Here is a 15,784-nt window from a genome sequence, read left to right on the forward strand (position 1 = left end):
TGTTATTCTTTACGAAGCCCCATAGAGCAGATTATCTGATTTTCCTTATCGTTAATGTCCTCATCTGCAATGATGCAAAGCTGGTTATTACGGCGGAGTTCAAGCACGTATTCCACAATATCATCATCGGCTTGCCTTCCTGTTTGTTTGAGCATACGACCAAGATGGAACTTTGAGGTTTCCTGAAGTGGATAGTTGTAAATGTCATCAATGGCATATTTCAATTCCTCGCGGCGGTCTGCATTGAAGAACAGGTTTTCACCTTGGTCATAATATTGTTCCAGAAGCTGCACGATGCGGTAGCGTGTGGAAAAACGGTTGCCAAGCATACCGCCAATGTTGCTGACAGCCTGTTCGCGGATAATCCCAACAGCTTTACCAACAAGTTCATGATGGTTGTCGAGAGGTTGCTGTGCCTGAGTCTCTGGATGACAAGCGAGAGCCTGAAGTATGCGCTGTTGGCTTTGCGATATGATATTACCATCCTTGTCAAGCCATGTAAGCACATCGAAGTCATTGGCTGTGCGAGCATAGGTGACAACACCCTCTACACCGTTTTCATCGGCAAGGCGTGTTGAGTAAACCATATTCTGCATCTGTGGAATAATCTCTTTCAGTTTTTTATCAGCCTTAATTGCATTGCTCCATATCTGGAATGCCTGTGATGCAAGGTCAACATCGTTATCGTCATCCGCATCGTCAAGTACACCCGCTTTCTCGTTGAACATATCCCTGAGGTTCTGTTCGTTCCCTTCAAAAAACACCTCGTCAGAGCCTACGATATTGGCGTTGGCATTGATGCGGTCGTTCAGGCGGCTGCGGAGGTTGATGATTTCTTCAATGCCATCGGCAGGAAAGAAAGAATAGCAATAGATATTTTCGGCTTGCTGGCCGATACGGTCAACACGTCCGGCACGTTGAATCAAGCGGATGATAGCCCACGGCAGGTCATAGTTCACGATGACATGGGCATCCTGAAGGTTATGACCTTCGGAAAGCACATCGGTGGCGATGAGAATACGGGTCTGCTCCTCAGTTGTGTATTTGCCTGTCGCATCGTTACTGTTCGGAGAGAACCTCTCTACAATGACAGTAGGATTGTCCCGGTCGCCTGTGGCATAATCTATATTCGTGAATCCACGCTTGCGGAGCTGGTAATAGATATAACGTGCCGTGTCGGAAAACTGGGTGAATACCACGACTTTGTCATTGCAATGAGCGTCACCGCGAAGCAGGCTTTCCAGTTCATTGAGTTTCTGGTCCTGCTTCTGCTCCCATTTGCCACATAGCGCAATCATAGAGAGAATGGTCTCGCAATCCTTTTTAAGTTTCTGTTTGAGCGTGCGCTTGAAGTATCTGGCATCAAGCCATGACAGGTTGGACTTACTGGCAATGACATTGTAATACTCTCCGGCTTTCTTCATATACACCGCCATGTCAGTGGGAATATTCAGCGAGGCATCAACCGGGGTGTCAGAGTCGTGCCGTCCGAAGATGTCAGTGCCGGTATCCTCGTCCTCCGTGTAATCTTCGGGCAGGTTGTTGTCATCTCCGATAGGCACAGGCAGCTTGTTATCGAGTGCATAAATGTAAACGCAGTTACGAAGCACATGGCGATAGAGGGTAAGAAGAAATGAAAAACCGCTCGAATCCATGCGTTTGAAGAATGTCGATTTGCAGAATCCCATCATTCTTGACCCGGCACGAGAAAGGTTTTCAATCAATGCGGAGATATGCTTGGGCGCATCGGTCGCTTCCTTTTCGCTGATATACAGGCTCAGACCATATCGAGGAAGAGCGAGTTCCTCCATAAGAGCAATCATTTCCTCTGAATAAAGACGGGTGTACTGGTCGCCGGATTCGGTCTTGAACTTGATGGACTTCGGAACGCGGTCGGGGAAATAGGAACGTGCGCCATTGGAAAATTCCAGATACTTCCTACCGTTAGCTTCATCGGTCTTGGCAAAATTCTCGCGGATAAACGAGCGTGTCCGACGAACAAGAAACAGCTTCATCAGTTCGCTCCAGTCTTCCACATTCTCGCTTTGGTTGAAAGCCCGTATAGTACGGATATGTACATCACCGTGGCGTTGCATAAAACCGCGCTCTCCGCCCAGACTTTCAATGTAACGCTCCGGGCGGACACCGAGGTCTTGATCATCGTTGATGAAAAGTCGGAGTTGGTTGCTGAGGTCGCTGTAATGCTTATTGTATGGAGTCGCAGTCAGAAGCAGAACACGGCTTGACTGACGTTCGATAAGTTGGCGGATTTGGTTGTATCGTTTGCCCGCGTTGCGAAGGTTGTGGCTTTCATCCACGATTATCAGACGGAAATAGCGCATATTGTCGATATCCATCACCTTCGACATAGACATGACTTCCGCTTTGAGGTCGTATTTCCTGATATACTTGCGCCACATCTCCTGAAGATTGGCAGGGCAAATAATCAAGGTGCTGGTGGCATAAGTCATTTCATAAATCTTGGCAACGGCACAGGCTGTAATGGTCTTGCCGAGACCCACCACATCACCAATCATTGCACCGCGTCGTCTGTCGTTGTTAAGATGACGGGCGACTATCTTGACTGCGTTCTGCTGGAAATCGAAAAGCTCTCTTTGGAATATCGGAGGCAATGTAAACTCCTTTATTCCATTACGTGCCTCTTCGCTGAGGTGGTAAGCTATTTTGAGATAAATATGGTAAGGAGGAATCAGTTTTTCGGCCGCCCAACTTTCGTCTATGGCTTTGACAAGTTCCTCGGTAATATCCACGCAGAAACGGTCGTTCCAGCGGTCATTGAACCATGTATTGAATTTCTCGGCTTGGTCACGGTCGCCAAATTCGGCATTGAGTTCCCCTTGCTTGGTAAGCCCGGAATAAGTGAGGTTGCTGCTGCCCATTATCGCCTGAATGGGATTCGAGCGGTCTTCGGGACGATGTGCAAGATACAGTTTAGCGTGAAGCGGCTCACGGACAGAAAGTTTCACCACCACTTTCTTGGATTTGAGTTGTGCTGAAAGTTGCCGTAGTGCCCATTCGTCCTGTTTTGTGGGTATGCCAATAAGGAGCTGATGGCGAAAATCCTGTGCTATCTGCCGTTTTACCTTCTGTACCATGTCCGCGTCAGGAGTGTTGTCTCCTTGGGCATATAGCATTTTCACCAATTCTGCCGGAGGTTGGTACATACCAATGAGCAACCGACAGGTTCGATGGATGCTCTCGGAACCTTCAACGACAAAGTCGCCTTCCAAATGTTCCACTTGGTGTACTACTTTTGTCCATCCGCGTAAATTAAAATAACCAACACAAAAGTCCACACGTTTTACGCCGACATTGCTGATTATATCATTGAGACCATCTTCAAATTTTATTTCAATATTATCGTATATACGAGCCATAACTATCAACCAAGATTTTCATCTCTTGCCAAGAGACGGACAAGTTGTTATATCTCGCTGATAGTGAGCTAACTTTTATCTTTTGGTTGACAAATTTGCAAAACATCTAAGATCTTTCGCAAAACAGAGATATTGCAACAGACAAGATTTTTAGCGTTTTATGGCCTAATAATCATTATTTTGCGTAACTTTGAATTATAATATCCGTCTCTTGGCAAGCGTTGGACTGATTTGCAAAACATTCACAGTTTCACAGCAAATCCAGTATCTTCTTATTGGCTTTATCCACCACAGAAGTATCAAGTGATGCAAGATAAATCTGTGTGGTGTTCTCTGAATCATGCCCCATACCCTCGCTGATTACAGAAATAGGCACATTACGGCTCTTGGCGACACTTGCCCATGAGTGCCGTCCTACATACATCGTTAATGGTATCGACAAGCCCAACTGTTTTCCTATTTTTTTCAACAAATGATTTACCCGATGAAGCTCATTGGTGTATTGCTTCCGATAATCCACATCCCGTTGTATAATGATGGGCAGGAGGTATTCCGTTTCGTTTACGGGGTATTTATCAACAATCTCCTGCATACATTTTTCCCATTTGATGAATAACTGCTGTCCCGTCTTTCGTCTGCGATAGGAAAGGATACTGTTCTGCAAGTCTTTCTTCCTCAGATAAGCCATGTCAATGAACGACATACCCCTTGTGTAAAAAGAGAACAGGAACATATCACGGGCAAAGTCAAGGTTAGGCTTCAAAGACAAGTCCAACCCTTTGATACGTTTAAGGTGGTTGAGCGATATAGCTCGCTTCAAGGTTTTCTCCACTCCCGTATAGACAGACTTGAACGGATGCCGTTGCTCGGTCAGTCCTTCTTCTACGGCACGGTTATAGACCGATTTCAGTATTCGCATATAGAATGACACGGTATTGGGCGAGTTGCCTCTTCCTTTCAGATAAGCCTCATATTCCGCAATCAAGTCTGAATTAATCTGGTCAAACAAGACCTCCTTGTCATTCATAAAACCGTTGAAACTTCGCAGTGCTGCCGTATAGGTTTCCGAGGTGCGTATCTTCCCCAAGCGTTTCAATCTGGCAATCTGCTGGCGGATATAGTTGTTAAACGATGGTCCCTGTCTGTTGTTTTGAAAGCGCACGACTACATCATCCGTCACAAATGTGCCGGATTGGGATAAGACCTGTATAATCTTGTTTAACCTGTCCTTATCCCATCTGATGCGTGAGGTTATCGAAAGTAGATAGTTGTTCCGCTCTTGCTTATTCGGAACACGATGCAGGATAACCGCTTCGGAATGGGACTGCCATTCCGAAGCGAAAAGTTTATAGTCGGTATATATCTGTCTGACCACACGGTTGTGAATCACCTGATAGTAGATTGTGCCTTCCTTGCCTGTAGTCGTTGAAGGTCTGAACTTTACTTTTACACTTGCCATATCAATCAGATTTGGATTGATAACACTTCTCCATCTCTCTTGAAAGTTCCACAATCTCCCGGCTCAGCTTCACGAGGTCAATGGTACACTTCTCCAGCCTGTAGAGCAACGCCATTGCCTTCTTCTCCGAAAAGTGGATGCGCAACTCTTTTACGACCTGATTGTAATTCGTGCCGATGCAACGGAACTGGGCATGGAAGTCCGACAGCTTGGTGTAATATTCCAGCATCGTCTTGTCCACCTTCAGCACCTTGAACTTCTGCCCGAAGAAGTGCGCCTTGAGAAAGACGGCTTTCGCATACACGTTCGATTCCTCGTACATCGTCAGGAACCTGTTCCATTCCACATCGTCGAAGCGCACCATCACGCAGTGCGTCTTCGGGTTCAATTTGGGATTTCTCCCGTACTTGCTCTTCTTTTTCATGCTTCTTATTTTTTCAATTTTATGGCTTGTCCATTGTTTAATCTTTGATTAATGAACCCCGAAATTATCCGACTGCGGAGGATAATTCTGCCCACGGCGGTGAAAGCATTTTCAGTTACTTAGAATTATTCGGGTAACTGAAAATATATCTTGCTGTGTCTTTGAGGACACAAAAATCCTCCGACTGTCGGATTTGTTTCCGAGTGTAGTCACTCATCTTGGGTATCGGTTAAGCCGATGAAGTGTATTCACCAGCCCAACCGACTTTCTGTAATTCCGTCAGAGCTTGCGCCACTGCTCGATGTCATTCCGGTAGGTGTCGAGGTGCAGACGGACGAGGTTCTCGATCAGCCCCGATGCGCTCATGCCCTTTCCTCCGAGGAAGCGGACAATCCTGTCCAGTTCGTCACGCACCTCCTCGCTGACGAACACGGGCTTGCGGTTGACAATCTTGGGGACTTGGAGATAGGTGGCGCGGTATTCCTCCAGCGACAGCCTGCGCTGCTTGCAGCTGACACGCTTCTGCGGCATTGCAATTTCCCCGACCGCCTCACTTGACGGTTCATCCGCCATAGCGGTCTCCGTTTCTTCCGTGACGGTCTTGCCGGGCTGTTCCGGCTCATCCGGCTCTAGACCGATACGCCTGTAGATGTCATTCATCGACTTGGGAGTGTAGGATTCCCTGCGTCCCATCTTTTCCACGATTTCACGAGCCTGCTGCTCTGTAATGTTTGGTTCTCTCTTCATTGTAAAAAAACAAATTGATTAAGTTATTAACTGTGGTCTTGGTAAGCACCTCGACCGATTATCGGGAGCAAAGTAAGGTGCTTTAATGCAGTCAGTCAAGCACTTGGATTCATTTGGGCAATTTTGTATGGTTTTGCTTTATGGCGGTTGACAAGGCGGTGCGGACTTCACCGTTTTGCCGGATATATATGACCGAAAGGGGAAAGGCTCAATTACGGTCAATCTTGAATTAAGCCCTTATTTTGGTTGTGGCTTCCTTATTAAATATGGGAATTAAGGGCTGAACGGATTGGGCAATCTGTGAGCTATGCCTGTGCCAACCTCTACCACCCTATGCCACTTGCTGCCAGACTTGATTGAAACCATTGCCGGATGCCGGATTATGTATTTCTTTGCGGAAGAAGGAATGATAACGGCTAAAGGAAAGACGGCATCCCGGACAAGGGCTACCTATTGACGCAACACGCTGCCACTTCCGAAAAATCCATTGCAGGAAACCAGATTATATATTCCTTTGCGGCAGAAGAAACAGTAACAACTAAAAGAAAGACAATATGGAAATCGTATCAATTGAGAGAAAGACCTTTGAGGAACTGGTCGCCAAGTTCGACCGCTTCGTCAGCCGTATGGATACCATCTGCCATAGGCACGGCGAAAAGAAAATGAGCGAGTGGATGGACAACCAAGACGTGTGCCGGATGCTCAACATCAGCCCACGCACATTACAGACGCTTAGAGACAACGGGACTTTGGGGTATAGTCAAATCAACCACAAGATATATTATCGCCACGAAGACGTGCAGCGTATTATGCCAGCAGTGGAAGGCAAGCGAAAGAAGATAAGTACAACGGCAGCACAATCCGATCGTCACACGGAGTAATGAAAATCAATCCCACTAAATCCAGAGTAACATGAACGAACTGATTAACAAAGAAAACGAGTGGATAATCCACTTCATGGGCAGCCTTGACCGTCTGCTTAACAACGTAGAGCATCTGACCGCCAACTACCGCCCGACACTGAACGGGGAGCGTTTCTTCACCGACAAGGAGGTGTCGGCACGGTTGAAAGTAAGTCGTCGGACACTTCAGGACTATCGCAACGAGGGGCGTATTGCCTACATCCAGTTTGGAGGTAAAATCCTCTACCGTGAATCCGACATCGAAAGGATGCTGGCTGACGGCTACCAATCTGCCTACCGACTGAAGGCAACCTGATTTTCTTGAAGGAGCGCAGTTTGCCGTCTGCCTTATGTTTGCGGCAGCAATGGTACAATAAAAAGGAATGGCTTACGGATGAAGCATCAATGTTTAGCTTCGTCTGTAAGCCGTTCCTCTATTTCTTCTGATTTCCCGTCAGTCGCTTGTTTCCGTTGCCGGATGCCTTTCAAGCGTGTGGCTGGCAGTGGCAGGGTTTTCGGGTAGAATACACTCAACCCCGTTTGAGGAAGATTCTGCCCGAAACGGTTCCGCCGCCCGACCTTGCCGATGCCTTCAGAGCCACACGCTACCTTTGCATCCGTGCATCGGGAACGGGCGGCTGACGGGATTAACCTCAGCTATACCATAGGTTGCTGCTCTTGCCACAAGAGAAGAACAACGTGACCGGGCTTCCTTTCTTGGTAGCGCAGATTTCATTCATCACAAACTGCCGGAATCGGATACTCTCTCTGCTGCATATCCTGAATGCAATGGCTATGGCCATTTCAAGGTTATAAACATCATAGCTGATGCCGTCAGGTTGTTTGACATACTTCATTGTATCACATTCGTCCAACTCTCTGCCTTTATATATGGCATGAATCACCTTACGAATGTCGCACGAGAATACCCCGAACAGGTCGGCTATCTCAAACTTGGTCATCCACACGGAGGCAGTCGGTATGGTAACTGCGCCTGTTTCACTGATGGTAATTACTCCTCTATCCATAATCAAAGACTTTTTGATAAGGCACTTTTCACATTCATCATATCTTTGAGAATGGAAGAATCCAACACACGAGCATAGTGCTGCGTCATCTTTATATTGGAATGACCGAGCATTTTCGCCACATTTTCAATGCTTACGCCATTGGCGAGGCACACAGAGGTCGCATACGAGTGCCGGGCAACGTGCGTGGTCAAGCACTTTGAAATACCACACAAATCGGCAATCTCTTTCAGATAACTGTTCATCTTTTGATTGCAGGGGACAGGGAGCAATACGTTTTTCTTTTGGCAAGTAGGATGGCTTTTGTATTTCTCCAAAATCTGCATCGGAATATCGAGCAAGGGAATGTTGCACATATTCTTCGTCTTTTGGCGAGGCTTGCGAATCCAATAATTGCCATTGTTATCTTGAACGATATGTTCGGCAGATAGCTGTTGCACATCTATGAACGCCAACCCAGTGAACGATGCAAAGATGAAAACATCTCGCACAACTGTAATCCTGTCAAGGGAAAACTCCTTGTTGTAGATACGGTGCAGTTCATCCAAGGTCAGAAATTCACGGATTACTTCCTTCTCGTGGAACTTGATACCGATAAACGGGTCTTTGGTAATCCATTCGTTGGCAAGTGCGAGATTGGTTATCTTCTTCAGGCACTTCATATAGCGGATGACCGTATTCTGTTGGCACTCCTTTTCCGTCTTCAAGTAAAACTCAAAGGCTCGTATCAACTCACCATTGACTTCCGACAATGGCAAATCCTCCTTATCGTATTTCAGTCTGATAAGTTCCGCCAGATAGCGTTTGCAACTTTCATAACGGCGGACGGTAATCAGCGCATAGTCCTTGCCTACAAGTTCACGGCATTGGTCATTATGTTCCTGTATGGTTTTGATGAGCGTGCGGACTTCCTTCACGTCCTTGTTAACTCCGAAGAACTTCTCTTGTAAAATTTGGGCTGTGACGGGATGATTCCGCTCTTCCAGCTCATCGAACAGCTTGCGCAACTTGATTTTGGCTTGTTCGATATAGAGGTTGAGTTCACAAGCCTTGCGGCTCTTGCCCTTGGCGCATTCCTTTGCCTGATTCCAGAGGGCAGGCTCAATGCTCATGCGGATATTGTTTTCCACTCGCGCACCGTTCACGGTGATGCGCATACACACGGAGGCTTCCCCGTTTTTCAGCAGTTTGGCTTTCTTGATAAAGAAAAAGCACATTGAATGAGTTTCGTTTCATGTTCCTACAGTTTTTTCGTTGGACAAAAGTAGGAAACCATGCACGCTTTCTTGATACGCAAAATATTGCAAATCAGAGAGAAATAATCTTGTTCGGTGGAGATTCGCGCTCCACCTTTCTTGCTCCACCGATTGGAACACCGGAAACGGTAATATTCTGCCGTTTTTTGCGTTCCTGCGGAAAACAAAAAATCCCGATTTCGTTTGGAAATCAGGATTTTACTGCTTTTGCTTTTCTTCTAAGTGGTGCCACCAGGAATCGAACCGGGGACACAAGGATTTTCAGTCCTTTGCTCTACCAACTGAGCTATGGCACCTTTCTTGTTTGCGGTTGCAAAGGTAGTGAAAGTTTTTGATTTTGCAAACCTTAGGGTAATAAAAAACACTGATAAAAAGCTATTCTGCTTATTATCAGTGTTTTTCTTTCGGAATTTTTTATTTATTTTCCTGTAGTGGATTCCATCCCTGAGCTTTTAACTCGAATTCCTGACCATCGCGTGTGATCAGTGCGCAGCCTAATTCGGGCTTTGTAATATGTCCGATCAGGCGGACACCTTCCATTTCCGATACTTTTTCGTGATCGGCAATGGGAACAGTGAAAAGAAGTTCATAATCTTCACCACCGTTCATGGCACAGGTGGTGAGGTTCATATTGAACTCTTCTGCCATAACTGCAGTTTGATAATCGATAGGGATATGCTCTTCGTAGACACGGCAACCTGCTTTACTTTGAGTACATATATGCAATAGCTCCGAAGAAAGTCCGTCAGAGATATCCATCATAGAAGTCGGAACGATATTTGCGGCGGACAGTTTCTCAATAATGTCTTTGCGGGCTTCTGGTTTGAGCTGTCGTTCCAACAAATACTCTTTTCCGGAGAAATCCGGCTGAGCATCCTGTTCGCCTTTAAAGACTGCTTTTTCGCGTTCTAACAGTTGCAGCCCCATATAGGCGGCACCTAAGTCGCCACTGACACAGATCAAGTCGGTATCTTTGGCGCCATTACGGTAAACAACTTTATCTTTGTCGGCTTCACCAATACAAGTGATACTGATGGCAAACCCTGTCAAAGAAGAGGTGGTGTCACCACCTACAATATCGACTTTATATTGTTGGCATGCCAGACGGAGTCCGGAGTAAAAATCATCCATATCTTCCACACTGAAGCGTTTGGAGAGAGCAAGTGAAACTGTAATCTGTTTGGGCGTTCCATTCATCGCATAGATGTCGGAGAAGTTAACCACAGCAGATTTGTATCCCAAATGCTTTAACGGCGTGTAGGTTAGGTCGAAATGTACACCTTCCATCAAGAGGTCGGTAGTCACCAACACTTGCTTGTCGGCAGGATAGGAGAGGACGGCTGCATCGTCGCCTACTCCATATTTGCTTGATTCATTTTCTAATTTAATTCCTTCGGTGAGATGCTTGATCAGTCCGAATTCACCTAAGGTTGCTATCTCTGTTCTCATATATCTTATTTTATGATAAGGAAGTATCTATGCACGGTTTATCAGTTCGCGCATGATGGTGGTCATCTTCGGTTGGGCAGCATCGGCTGCTTTCTGAACTTCTTCGTGTGATACTTCTACAATCTTTCCTTCTACCCCAAGATCTGTTACGACAGAAATGCCGAAAACTTTGATGCCGCAGTGGTTGGCTACAATCACTTCGGGGACAGTAGACATTCCTACCGCATCAGCTCCTAAGATATGGAACAGTTTGTATTCTGCAGGTGTTTCGAATGTGGGTCCCTGTGTACCGATGTATATTCCGTGCTGTACTTTAATGCCTTTTTCTGCTGCAATGGCATCTGCCTTGCGGATCAGTTCCTTATCGTATGCCTCGCTCATATCCGGGAAACGGGGGCCGTACGGGATGTTTTTACCACGTAACGGATGTTCGGGGAAATAGTTGATATGATCAGTGATAATCATCAGATCACCGATTTCGAATTCAGGATTGGTGCCGCCACTGGCATTGGACACAAACAATGTTTTGATACCCAGTTCACGCATCACGCGTACCGGGAAAGTCACTTCTTTCATAGAATAACCTTCGTAGTAATGGAAGCGTCCCTGCATTGCCATAATCTCTTTATTACCCAATTTACCGAAAATAAGCTTACCGCTGTGCCCTTCTACGGTAGACACAGGAAAGTTGGGGATATCTTCGTACTTTATTTCATACTTTTCGGTAATTTCGTTTGCCAGACTGCCAAGTCCGGTTCCCAGAATGATTGCTGTTTCAGGACTTGTGTGCATCTTTCCTTTCAGGAAGGCTGCCGTTTCTTGTATTTTCTCTAACATAGCCAATAATGTGTTGGTTAAAATTATCTTGTTGATTTTGTAATATTTCTACTTCAATGGGTAGGGCATAAATAAATGGTTTCAGCCCATTATCCAGTTCCTGATGGCATATCAGGCGTGTCGCGTCTTTTTCGGTTGTGACAATCAGGCGTTGCCCTTTTCTTAATTTACCGAATCTCTCTTTTATTTGCGCCAAGTCTCGCTGGCTGAAATTATGATGATCACTAAAAGCGAGTAAGTCGATGTTCCGTGTATGTATTTCCAATTCACGGATGATCGTATCGGGAGATGCAATACCGGTAATTAGCAGTATCTGTTCCTCTGTCTGTAAAGAGGATAATTTTCTCTCTTGTACAGTGGCACAATCGGGAAAGACTGCCCGCAGGTTTCCGTATCGGAAAGACGAGAAATATAACTGCTGGTAGGGGAACAGATTCAACCTTTTCGTAATAATATTGTAGTCAATAGGTTTGATATCCGGCGGACATTTGGTTACGATGACTATCTGTGCCCGATTTTTGCCTTGTGCAGGCTCCCGTAAGCGTCCCGCAGGCATCAAGGTGTCATCGCAGAACAGACGGTGATAATCTGTCAGAAGAATATTTAGTCCTGCTTTCACGTATCGATGTTGAAACGCATCGTCCAATAAGATAACTTCGACCGGAGGCTCTTTAAGTGTGAGTAACCTTTCGATGCCATGGCAGCGGTCTTCGTCAACTGCTACCCGGATATCGGAGAATTTCGATTGTATTTGATAAGGCTCGTCGCCAATACTGCGGGCGTCACTTTCTGCTGTTGATAGTACGAATCCTTTGGTATGGCGCTTGTATCCCCGGCTTAATACAGCCACTTGGAATTCATCATGAAGCAACTTTATCAGATACTCTGTGTGCGGCGTTTTACCCGTACCTCCCACTGCGATGTTCCCGATACAAATAATAGGAACATTAAAACTCTTTGACTGAAGTTTCCCCCAGTCAAAGAGTTTATTTCGTAATGCTACTCCTGCTCCATATAACCATGAAGCCGGATATAGCCATTTATGTATCTTGATAGAGTTTTCTTCCATGCAGTTTGCTATTTCACATTCAGTTCAAACGGAACGCGTGCTTGAATCATGGCGCGTTCTTTTATATTTTTCAGCAGGCTGAAATCTTTATAATAATCTCCCAGTTGACTTTTCAGCACTTGGGATTCTACATAATTACCGGGTTGGACATCAAGCAACGTAGACAGAATATCCTTTTTGGCAGGATAGGATATAATGGTGTATCCTTTTAAATCGGCTTTTTGTGCAGCTATTTCCAGTGCTTTACCTATTCCACCCAATTCGTCTACCAATCCGATTTTTTTAGCCATCTCTCCGGTCCATACACGTCCTTCAGCTATTTTCTCAATTTTATCTTTAGACATATGGCGTCCCTCGGCACAACGGCTTACAAATAAATCATATCCTTGGCCGATCATCATCTGTAGCAAAGCTCTTTCATCGCTGTTTACCGGGCGCATCAGATTGCCGAAGTCTGAGAATTGGTTGGTTTTTACTACGTCATATGTCAATCCGATTTTTTCGGTTAATCCTTTAACGTTCGGAATCATGCCGAAGATTCCAATAGAACCCGTCAGAGTGGTTGGCTCGGCTATGATACTGTCGGCAGCACAAGAGATATAATATCCACCGGATGCGGCATAGTCGCCCATTGAGACGATGACCGGTTTCTTAGCCTTCAGCTCTTTTACGGCATGCCAGATCTGTTCGGACGCAAAAGCACTTCCTCCCGGAGAGTTTACGCGTAATACAACAGCTTTTACATCGTCATCTTCTTTCAGTTTACGCAGGTCACGAATCATTTTGCTACCTATAATACCTTCATCAGACGCTGCTGATCCGGCATAATCGGTTATCTCACCGGAAGCATAATAAACAGCCAGAATATTCCCGCTCTTGTCTTTAGGAACATTCTTTTTAATGTTAACCATCTCTTCGAGTCCTAAGATGGGCAGGCGATCGTCCTCGTCGATTTTTACAAGTGTTTTCAAATAGTCGCGTACGTCATTTTGATAAATCAGCGTGTCGGCCAGTCCGCATTTTACGCTTTCGTCTGACGGATAGAACATCAGCATGCGGTCAGCATACATATTCAGTGAATCTTTTCCTATTTTACGTGAAGCGGAAACACCATCCAATATTTGATTCCATATAGAACCGATGAAAGCTGTAACTTGCTCCCGGTTAGCCGGAGACATTTCGGTGGCGGTGAAAGGTTCCACTGCCGACTTGTAAGTACCTACTTTGAATACCTGCATCTCAATTCCCAGTTTCTGTAATAGATCTTTATAGAAAATAGGTGCTGAAGCGAGCCCGCGCCATTCGATCATGCCTTTGGGGTTGAGCATCACTTTGTCGGCAACACTCGAAAGATAATAAAGTCCTTGCGTATAATTATCGCTATATGCTACGACAAATTTACCACTTTCCTTGAAGTCATCCAATGCTTTACGTATCGCCTGTAGCGAAGCGTACGAAGCATCCAGCCATGAGGCTTGTATATAAATGCCCTTGATGTTATCATTTTCTTTAGCTTTCTTGATTGAAGCCAGTATATCGTCCAGTCCGTATGTATCGGCTGTTTCACCGGTAAATTTACCCAGTAAACCTTCTAAACTCTCCTGAGTGCGCTCAACCAGTGTACCTTTCAAGTCGAGCATCATCACAGAATTCTTCTTTACCACAGTTTCTGTATCCGATGACGAAATGATTCCGACAAGCGTTACGACTCCGATAATGAATAAAACAATGCCCGATAACACGATGCCGGTCACTGTAGCAAGCGTAAATTTAAAGAAATCTTTCATTGTACATATTGTTTTTATGCCAGCTCTTTTAAAGCTAACAAAGATAAATAATTGAGTTGAAATTCATCCCATAAGTCGCATAGTTTTTTGTTTTGTCACGGTTGCGACATATAAAATGTGAATATTTGAGTATAACCGGGGAGTAAAGGAGAGATTATTGTATGGAGAATAAACAATAAAAAGAGGAAACAGCCTCAGATGGGGTATTTCCTCTTTCTATTTCTGAAGAAACTAATATTTATTTCTTAAGAAACGATTCTTTCATTCTGGCAATGTCAGTCAGATAATCCTGTAGGTCTTGTTCATGCTCTTCTTCTTCAGCTAAAATATGCTTTGCGATGTCGCATGTAGTATAGTCTTTACCGTTTGTAAAGTTAGCAATCTCCTGATAACGGAGAATTGCGCAACGTTCGGAAGAGACGTTCTGATTTAACAGGCTGACAGAATCGAATGCTGTTGGAGAATCGTATTTACAACGAGCCAGTTCAAACCATTTTTTCGGATCGAGTACCGGAACTCCTTCCAATTCTATGATTCGGTCAGCAATCAATTGTGCGTGATGACGCTCCTCTTCAGCATGTTCTTCGAATTCCCCTTGTACATCAGCGCGCATAGCACCTTCCACTACCAATGCACCTACCCAATATTGATAGTATGCCAACCATTCTTCGGATAATGCAGCATTCAGCTGATCAATCAAACTTTTTACATCGAGCTTTCCTTGCAGGATTTTTACACTTTCTTTAGCCATAATTCTTTTGGTTTAGGTTATAAAAATTAAGTTGGTTATGTAACATGGGGTAGGGGATTTTGTTTTCTGAAAGGGTGATTTTAACAGGAAGACATTTGCTTTAGGGGTATTTGAAGACGTGCTTTCTTTTTATATCCGATTCTTAATCTATGATCCAATCCTTGATACTGTTTTCTCCTGAACTTGTGCCTGTCCTGCTGTTCTCTTGTCTTTTGTACTCCTCCCGATTCCGCTCCAAACCTTACTTTTAAAAATCCGCTGCACCCATACTTGTTCTAATCGCAACTATCCCTTTCGGCCCACTACTTATCCCTTTTTCCAGCAAATAACCCCTTATCTCTCTATTGCATTCATTCTCAATCCTTTTCTCTCTTTCGTTTTTTCTCCTTCCGTCACTTGATTTAACAGGGGGTTAAATCAAGCCTTTTGTTTTCAAATAACAAGTCTTTTCGAAGCAAAAGCTTTGTTATTTCCGCCCCTGAAATAAATGTCTTCCCAACCGCATTAACAATGTTAACGCCAAATTCCCAATCTTTCTCCGCAATTCTATTAAAAAACCTTCTTCCCCTCTCTCCCTAATGAATCCCCCCCCTCCTTGTTTTCCAAGTATTCCCCCTCTATATATTATAATAATGTGTCTCCTTGGCTCTCCCTTTTTCCTTCTTTTAAAAGTATGT

General features: G+C 44.9%; 14 protein-coding genes, 1 tRNA gene and 2 pseudogenes. 3 read left to right on the forward strand and 14 right to left on the reverse strand.

Annotated features, from left to right (window positions below; translation table 11 throughout):
* Window positions 1-2: 2 nt before the first annotated feature.
* From JZY04_RS03285 to JZY04_RS03300, 4 genes are all read right to left on the reverse strand, one after another.
* Window positions 3-3,398, reverse strand: a complete 3,396-nt coding sequence (locus tag JZY04_RS03285; protein ID WP_100721022.1) for a helicase-related protein — start codon at window positions 3,396-3,398, stop codon at window positions 3-5.
* A 250-nt stretch (window positions 3,399-3,648) separates the two neighbouring features.
* Window positions 3,649-4,857 (reverse strand): site-specific integrase, encoded by a 1,209-nt coding sequence (locus JZY04_RS03290; protein ID WP_032568906.1) that lies wholly within the window; start codon window positions 4,855-4,857, stop codon window positions 3,649-3,651.
* A 1-nt stretch (window position 4,858) separates the two neighbouring features.
* Window positions 4,859-5,281: a conjugal transfer protein MobA gene (gene mobA, locus JZY04_RS03295; RefSeq protein WP_032568905.1), complete on the reverse strand. Its 423-nt coding sequence runs from the start codon at window positions 5,279-5,281 to the stop codon at window positions 4,859-4,861.
* A gap of 279 nt (window positions 5,282-5,560) precedes the next feature.
* Window positions 5,561-6,028 carry a DUF3408 domain-containing protein gene (locus JZY04_RS03300; protein ID WP_032568904.1) on the reverse strand — a complete coding sequence of 156 codons (468 nt, stop codon included), beginning with the start codon at window positions 6,026-6,028 and terminating at the stop codon, window positions 5,561-5,563.
* 307 nt (window positions 6,029-6,335) lie between these two features.
* On the opposite strand from JZY04_RS03300, the gene JZY04_RS03305 reads away from it, so the two are divergent.
* From JZY04_RS03305 to JZY04_RS03315, 3 genes and pseudogenes are all read left to right on the forward strand, one after another.
* Window positions 6,336-6,485 (forward strand): hypothetical protein, encoded by a 150-nt coding sequence (locus tag JZY04_RS03305; RefSeq protein ID WP_155268187.1) that lies wholly within the window; start codon window positions 6,336-6,338, stop codon window positions 6,483-6,485.
* A gap of 97 nt (window positions 6,486-6,582) precedes the next feature.
* Window positions 6,583-6,944, forward strand: a pseudogene (locus JZY04_RS03310) (helix-turn-helix domain-containing protein).
* A complete protein-coding gene (locus JZY04_RS03315) occupies window positions 6,941-7,246 on the forward strand; it encodes a helix-turn-helix domain-containing protein (protein ID WP_032568903.1) in 306 nt (101 codons plus the stop codon). Before JZY04_RS03310 ends, JZY04_RS03315 begins: the two are co-directional and overlap by 4 nt.
* A gap of 86 nt (window positions 7,247-7,332) precedes the next feature.
* Here JZY04_RS03315 and JZY04_RS21195 read toward each other — a convergent pair whose 3' ends face one another.
* The 10 genes and pseudogenes from JZY04_RS21195 to JZY04_RS03365 all read right to left on the reverse strand — a co-directional run.
* Window positions 7,333-7,464: a hypothetical protein gene (locus tag JZY04_RS21195; protein ID WP_255584421.1), complete on the reverse strand. Its 132-nt coding sequence runs from the start codon at window positions 7,462-7,464 to the stop codon at window positions 7,333-7,335.
* A gap of 119 nt (window positions 7,465-7,583) precedes the next feature.
* A complete protein-coding gene (locus JZY04_RS03325; RefSeq protein ID WP_032568902.1) occupies window positions 7,584-7,958 on the reverse strand; it encodes a hypothetical protein in 375 nt (124 codons plus the stop codon).
* Between the two features lie 2 nt (window positions 7,959-7,960).
* Window positions 7,961-9,194: pseudogene (locus JZY04_RS03330) on the reverse strand (site-specific integrase).
* Window positions 9,195-9,437: 243 nt separating this feature from the next.
* Window positions 9,438-9,510, reverse strand: a tRNA-Phe gene (locus tag JZY04_RS03335).
* 118 nt (window positions 9,511-9,628) lie between these two features.
* Window positions 9,629-10,663, reverse strand: a complete 1,035-nt coding sequence (gene thiL / locus JZY04_RS03340; protein WP_009292735.1) for a thiamine-phosphate kinase — start codon at window positions 10,661-10,663, stop codon at window positions 9,629-9,631.
* A 27-nt stretch (window positions 10,664-10,690) separates the two neighbouring features.
* A complete protein-coding gene (locus JZY04_RS03345) occupies window positions 10,691-11,500 on the reverse strand; it encodes a purine-nucleoside phosphorylase (protein ID WP_005789915.1) in 810 nt (269 codons plus the stop codon).
* A complete protein-coding gene (gene lpxK / locus JZY04_RS03350; RefSeq protein WP_122143695.1) occupies window positions 11,439-12,569 on the reverse strand; it encodes a tetraacyldisaccharide 4'-kinase in 1,131 nt (376 codons plus the stop codon). Before lpxK ends, JZY04_RS03345 begins: the two co-directional genes overlap by 62 nt.
* An 8-nt stretch (window positions 12,570-12,577) precedes the next feature.
* The gene (sppA, locus tag JZY04_RS03355) at window positions 12,578-14,356 is read right to left on the reverse strand and encodes a signal peptide peptidase SppA (protein ID WP_009292737.1); all 1,779 of its coding nucleotides are present in this window, start codon (window positions 14,354-14,356) and stop codon (window positions 12,578-12,580) included.
* Between the two features lie 238 nt (window positions 14,357-14,594).
* Window positions 14,595-15,107, reverse strand: coding sequence for a ferritin-like domain-containing protein (locus JZY04_RS03360; RefSeq protein WP_005782541.1), 513 nt, complete (start codon window positions 15,105-15,107; stop codon window positions 14,595-14,597).
* A 466-nt stretch (window positions 15,108-15,573) separates the two neighbouring features.
* A partial coding sequence (locus JZY04_RS03365; protein WP_370635087.1) for a hypothetical protein occupies window positions 15,574-15,784 on the reverse strand: 211 nt, incomplete at its 5' end.

Origin of the sequence: Bacteroides sp. 11BF (genome assembly GCF_019633765.1) — a bacterium.
In the GTDB taxonomy this organism is placed as follows: domain Bacteria; phylum Bacteroidota; class Bacteroidia; order Bacteroidales; family Bacteroidaceae; genus Bacteroides; species Bacteroides hominis.

Excerpts from the sequence above, each read along its gene's own strand:
- JZY04_RS03285 (WP_100721022.1), bottom strand. The coding sequence starts at position 3,398 with ATGGCTCGTATATACGATAATATTGAAATAAAATTTGAAGATGGTCTC.
- JZY04_RS03290 (WP_032568906.1), bottom strand. The coding sequence starts at position 4,857 with ATGGCAAGTGTAAAAGTAAAGTTCAGACCTTCAACGACTACAGGCAAG.
- mobA (WP_032568905.1), bottom strand. The coding sequence starts at position 5,281 with ATGAAAAAGAAGAGCAAGTACGGGAGAAATCCCAAATTGAACCCGAAG.
- JZY04_RS03300 (WP_032568904.1), bottom strand. The coding sequence starts at position 6,028 with ATGAAGAGAGAACCAAACATTACAGAGCAGCAGGCTCGTGAAATCGTG.
- JZY04_RS03305 (WP_155268187.1), top strand. The coding sequence starts at position 6,336 with ATGCCTGTGCCAACCTCTACCACCCTATGCCACTTGCTGCCAGACTTG.
- JZY04_RS03315 (WP_032568903.1), top strand. The coding sequence starts at position 6,941 with ATGAACGAACTGATTAACAAAGAAAACGAGTGGATAATCCACTTCATG.
- JZY04_RS03325 (WP_032568902.1), bottom strand. The coding sequence starts at position 7,958 with ATGGATAGAGGAGTAATTACCATCAGTGAAACAGGCGCAGTTACCATA.
- thiL (WP_009292735.1), bottom strand. The coding sequence starts at position 10,663 with ATGAGAACAGAGATAGCAACCTTAGGTGAATTCGGACTGATCAAGCAT.
- JZY04_RS03345 (WP_005789915.1), bottom strand. The coding sequence starts at position 11,500 with ATGTTAGAGAAAATACAAGAAACGGCAGCCTTCCTGAAAGGAAAGATG.
- lpxK (WP_122143695.1), bottom strand. The coding sequence starts at position 12,569 with ATGGAAGAAAACTCTATCAAGATACATAAATGGCTATATCCGGCTTCA.
- sppA (WP_009292737.1), bottom strand. The coding sequence starts at position 14,356 with ATGAAAGATTTCTTTAAATTTACGCTTGCTACAGTGACCGGCATCGTG.
- JZY04_RS03360 (WP_005782541.1), bottom strand. The coding sequence starts at position 15,107 with ATGGCTAAAGAAAGTGTAAAAATCCTGCAAGGAAAGCTCGATGTAAAA.